5 protein-coding genes are annotated in these 4,863 nt (G+C 63.6%); all 5 read right to left on the bottom strand.

Translation table 11 applies throughout. From position 1 onward, the window contains the following. Window positions 1-168 precede the first annotated feature (168 nt). Window positions 169-1,536, bottom strand: a complete 1,368-nt coding sequence (locus L9Z73_RS25375) for an NAD(P)-binding domain-containing protein (RefSeq protein ID WP_247407007.1) — start codon at window positions 1,534-1,536, stop codon at window positions 169-171. Window positions 1,537-1,557: 21 nt separating this feature from the next. After that, the gene (gene purU, locus L9Z73_RS25380; protein ID WP_247407010.1) at window positions 1,558-2,424 is read right to left on the bottom strand and encodes a formyltetrahydrofolate deformylase; all 867 of its coding nucleotides are present in this window, start codon (window positions 2,422-2,424) and stop codon (window positions 1,558-1,560) included. Window positions 2,425-2,454: 30 nt separating this feature from the next. After that, complete coding sequence (locus L9Z73_RS25385; RefSeq protein WP_247407013.1) at window positions 2,455-3,585, bottom strand: aminomethyltransferase family protein; 1,131 nt, start codon at window positions 3,583-3,585, stop codon at window positions 2,455-2,457. 27 nt (window positions 3,586-3,612) lie between these two features. After that, the gene (locus tag L9Z73_RS25390) at window positions 3,613-4,629 is read right to left on the bottom strand and encodes a heme-dependent oxidative N-demethylase family protein (RefSeq protein WP_247407016.1); all 1,017 of its coding nucleotides are present in this window, start codon (window positions 4,627-4,629) and stop codon (window positions 3,613-3,615) included. 11 nt (window positions 4,630-4,640) lie between these two features. Then, window positions 4,641-4,863: 2Fe-2S iron-sulfur cluster-binding protein (locus L9Z73_RS25395; RefSeq protein ID WP_247407019.1), on the bottom strand; the 223-nt coding region annotated here is incomplete at its 5' end.

Consider the following 4,863-nt stretch of genomic DNA (forward strand, 5'->3'; position numbering starts at 1 on the left):
GGTTGCCGGCCTTCGACGTCGATCACCTGCAGGCCGTCGCCGGGCTGCAGGTCGACCAGGGTCACACCGCCTGCGGCCACGCGGTAGCGTTCCAGGTTCGGCGCACGGGCAAACAGCCCGGGTTCTCGCGGGTGGGAAACACGCGGAGCATTCATCATGGGCACCCGCTCAGCCGACTGACTTGATGGGCGTTGCGGGCTCGCCCAGGTACGCCGCCATCGAGTCGTCCAGGGCCTGCAGCCACGGGGTGTGGTGCGGCGGCGACTGGGTGCCGGTCATCAGCGAGCGGTAGGACTTGTCGCGATAACCCATGATGTTTTCGGCCTTGTCGTGCTTCCAGTGCAGGAAGGTCTCGTTGACGGCGGCAATGTCGAAATTCGGGTAGTCGGTGGCGTCCACCAAGTGCTGGATGTAGGCGCCCTGGAACTCGAACATCTGCTGGTTGGTTTCCAGGGTCTGTTCGCGTGCCTGCCATTGTTGGCTGTCGGCGATCATCTCGGCCTGGCTGGGCAGCGCGATACGCCCCAGGATCACATCGCGGGCATACCAGGCCTGGGCGTCGAACATGTTGAACGAGTACCACTGGTCTTGCATGCCGAGGTAGATCAACCGTGGGTTGGGTTCCCAGAACACGCCCTTGTAGAGGTTCATCGGCCACAGGCGGTTGTCGGTCCTGAGGCTCAGTTCATCCGGCAGGAACGGGAAGTGGTGCTTGTAGCCGGTGCACAGGATCACCGCGTCGACGTGCTTGCTGCTGCCATCGGCAAAGAACGCGCGGTTGTTTTCCAGGCGTTGCAGCAACGGTTTTTCTTCCCAGTTGTCCGGCCACGCATAGCCCATGGGCGTGGTGCGGTAGCAACTGGTGATGCTGCGCGCGCCATATTTGTAGCATTGCGAGCCGATGTCCTCGGCCGAATAGCTGCTGCCGACGATCAGCAGGTCCTTGTCCTTGAATTCCAGCGCCTCGCGAAAGTCATGGGCATGCAGGATGCGCCCGGCGAACTGCTCGAAGCCTTCGAAGTACGGCACCTTGGGCGTGGAGAAGTGGCCGCAGGCGTTGATCACGTAGTCGAATTCTTCACAGGTCAAGGTGTCGTGGGTGTAGTCGTGGGCGTACAGGGTGAAGCGCTGGGTCTGTTCGTCGAAGGTGACCTGGCGCACCACATTGTTGAAGCGGATGTAGTCGCGCACGCCGGCCTTTTTCACCCGGCCCTTGATGTAGTCCCACAACACTTCGCGGGGCGGATAGGAGGCGATGGGCCGGCCGAAATGTTCTTCAAAGGTGTAGTCGGCGAACTCCAGGCATTCCTTGGGGCCGTTGGACCACAGGTAGCGGTACATGCTGCCGTGCACCGGCTCGCCGTTTTCGTCCAGGCCGGTGCGCCAGGTGTAGTTCCACATGCCGCCCCAGTCCTGCTGTTTCTCGAAGCACACCAGTTCGGGAATGGCGGCGCCCTTGTCGCGGGCCGACTGGAAGGCGCGAAGTTGGGCCAGGCCGCATGGGCCGGCGCCGATGATTGCTACACGTAGCGTCATGAACGTGTCTCCTGAAGGGTTTCAGCGAAAGATCACTGTCTTGTCGTGGTTGATGAACACCCGGTGTTCCAGGTGGTATTTCAGGGCTTTGGAAAGGGCCACGGTTTCGGTGTCGCGGCCGATGGCGATCAGGGAATCGGGCAGGTGGGTATGGTCGACGCGCTGGATTTCCTGCTCGATGATCGGCCCCTCGTCGAGGTCGCTGGTGACGTAGTGGGCGGTGGCGCCGATCAGCTTCACCCCCCGGTCATAGGCCTGGTGATACGGCTTGGCGCCCTTGAAACCGGGCAGGAACGAGTGGTGGATGTTGATCGCGCGCCCCGAGAGTTGCTGGCACAGGCCGTCGGACAGAATCTGCATGTAGCGCGCGAGCACCACCAGGTCGGTCTGGGTGTCTTCGACGATGCGCATCAGTTCGGCTTCCTGGCTGGCCTTAGTGTCCTTGGTGATGGGCAGGTAGATGAAGCGGATGCCTTCACGCTCGGCCATTGCCCGCAGGTCCAGGTGGTTGGAGACCACGGCGGTGATGGTCATGTCCATCTCGCCTTTGCGGTGGCGGTAGAGCAGGTCGGTGAGGCAATGGTCGAACTTGCTGACCATCAGCAGCACGCGGGTCGGCTGGCGTGAGCTGAACAACTGCCACTGCATGTCGAAGCCGCCGGCGAGTCCGCCCAGGTCTTCGCGCAGGGCGCCGACATCACCGCTGACGCCGGTGTTGAAACGGAACACCGCGCGCATGAAAAACTGCCCGGTGAACTCGTCGTCAAATTGCGCCAGCTCGCTGATGTAGCACTGCTGCCGGGCCAGGCAGGCGCTGATCGCGGCGACGATCCCGGACGCTGCCGGGCAGGTGATCTTGAGAATGTAATGTTCGCTGGAGGCGTCCATCGAAGGCTCCTGAATAAGATGAAGGAAGACTCAGCCCTTGGCCGTGCGCTTGGTTTTTTCCGGGTCGTCGAAGGGCAAGGCGTGGGTGGCGGCGGCGCCTTCGAGGCTGCCGCGCACCTGCAATGCGATGCCGGGGACGGAACAGGCAACGCTCATGCGCGCGAGGGCCATCGAGCGTTTGCTCAGGCGCGAATACATGCCGCAGGTGATCACGCCGACTTGCTGGTTGCCTTGCCACAAGGTGTCGCCAGCCTCGGCCGGGCGCACGCCCTCGAGCAGCACGCCGGTGATCTTGAAGCGCTCCTGGCCGCGCAGGCGCAGGTGTTCCTCGGCGCCGCGGAACGCTTGCTTGCCGGGCGAAACCGTGAAGTCCAGGCCCATTTCCCACAGGGTGTCGCCGGCCTTCTGGTCGGCGAAGGGGTACATCTGCGAGTTGTCGTAGGGGAAAAACATCAGCGAACTTTCCACCCGCAGCCAGTCCAGGGCGGTGAAGGCGCAGGGGATAATGCCCAGGCTCGCGCCCTGTTCGAGGATGCTGTCCCACAGGAACGGTGCGTCGGCGGCCTTGCAGAAAATTTCGTAGCCGCGCTCGCCGGTGTAGCCGGTGCGGGAGATCATCACCGGGCGCTCGAACAGGCGCGTTTGCAGGTGATGGAAGTACGGCAACTGGCGGATGCCAGGCACGTGCTCGGCGAGAAAATCCACCGCCAGCGGGCCTTGCAGCGACAGGTCGTGCAGGTCGTCGTCGAACAGCACCGCCACTTGCCGGCCCTGGGCCGAGCGCACCAACATTTCATGCCCGGTGCCGGCGCCATGCACGACCATGAAGGCATTGGGCCCGGTGCGGTAGACGATGCAGTCATCGACGAATTTGCCGTCCTCGTCGAGCATCGACGCATACACCGATTTGCCGGGATAGAGCTTGGCGATGTCGCGGGTGGTGGCCCACTGCAACAGGCTTTCGGCGTGCGGGCCTACGTAGTGGACTTTTTTCAGGCCCGATACGTCCATCAGGCCGGCGCGGGTGCGGATTGCTTCGTGGTGGTCGGCCAGCGCGCTGTTGTAGGTCCAGGCGGTGCCCATGCCGTTCCAGTCTTCGAGGTTCGAGCCAAGGGCGCGGTGCCGCTCGGCCAATGCAGAAATACGCCAGGAGTGGGTCATGTGATGTTCCTTGTCGGGAAAAGAAGGTCAGGCGCGTGGATCGAACTGGCTCAGCCACTCGACCAGTGGCTGTCGATAGCGGGTCATGCCCTTGTAGTCGGCGATGGGCTCGGGCAGGTCGCGCAGCACGCGGTGCAGGCGGCAGCCCCAGCCGGGTTGGGTGACCAGTTCGTCCAGGCTGATCAGGTAGGTGCGAATGCTGAACATCACCGCGTTGCTGCGCGGCAGGCGCGCCATCACTTGCAGTTCGACCCGCAGGTGCACCTGTTGCCCGACGTTCTGCGCGGTGATCCGACCGCGGTCGGCACCCCATTGATGGAAGGTTTCCGGCGACGAATCCAGGCGCGGGTTGATGGTCAGGGTCCAGTTCAGGCGCCGTACCGGCTGGCCGGCCTGCAGGTTGAGCAGGTACTTCAGCGCACGGTCGAACACCCCCATCTGGTTGGCCATGGGCACCGGTGCATGCCACTGCTTGAAGCTCATGCCGGCATCGAACGCCAGCGACCAGTCGGCCGGGCTGGTGACCAGGCCGGCGTCCATGTACAGGTCGCCGTCGCGCTGGTCGAGCAGGGCGAAATCCCCTTGTACCTGGCGGCCGATGTATTCCAGCGGTGCGCAGGGCAGGCTGGCGGCATCGCCGAAGATGAAGGGCTGATCGATCTGCAGCAGGTGGTTGCGCCAGTGCCAGCGGTCGCCGTCACGCACCAGGCTGAACCACTGCGGGTAGTCGACGGCGAGGTTCTCCATGAGCATTTGCAGCACATCCCAGGCCGCCGTTTGCATGTGCGGCATCACCAGGTAGCGGCGTGGGTCGTTGTCCAGGATCAGCGCGCGTTCGGCCATTTCCGAGCGGTAGTGCTCGTCGATGTCGAAGGCGTGCTCATAAATGGAACCCGGGTCGCGGGAGGTGGCCGGTTCGATGTTCACCGAGTACCGGTAGCTGTCCTCGATAAACGGGAAGGGGAAGCGACGGATCGCCGCCGGGCTGTTGCGAAAGCTGAAGTCGTCGCGATAGCTCAGCACAGGGCTCGATTGCAGGGGCATGGCACTCACTCCTATAGGTCCAGCGAAACGCAGGGGCCGCTGCCGCGCGAGACGCAAGGCATCAGAAATTCGGCCTGCTCGGCCGGGCTGAGGAAACTGTCGCGGTGTTCGATGGCGCCGCCTCGATGGCGCGTGATGCATTGGCCGCAGACCCCGCCACGGCACAGGTTGGGCACCTGCAAACCCGCGTGTTCCAAGGCTTCGAGCAGGCTCTGCTCGGCCGCCACGCGCAGG

The sequence above is a fragment of the Pseudomonas emilianonis genome (assembly GCF_023072625.1).
GTDB classification, from domain to species: Bacteria; Pseudomonadota; Gammaproteobacteria; order Pseudomonadales; family Pseudomonadaceae; genus Aquipseudomonas; species Aquipseudomonas paraveronii.

What these genes read in the sequence shown, in the direction of transcription:
- L9Z73_RS25375 (WP_247407007.1), bottom strand. Translation starts at nt 1,536, where the DNA reads ATGACGCTACGTGTAGCAATCATCGGCGCCGGCCCATGCGGCCTGGCC.
- purU (WP_247407010.1), bottom strand. Translation starts at nt 2,424, where the DNA reads ATGGACGCCTCCAGCGAACATTACATTCTCAAGATCACCTGCCCGGCA.
- L9Z73_RS25385 (WP_247407013.1), bottom strand. Translation starts at nt 3,585, where the DNA reads ATGACCCACTCCTGGCGTATTTCTGCATTGGCCGAGCGGCACCGCGCC.
- L9Z73_RS25390 (WP_247407016.1), bottom strand. Translation starts at nt 4,629, where the DNA reads ATGCCCCTGCAATCGAGCCCTGTGCTGAGCTATCGCGACGACTTCAGC.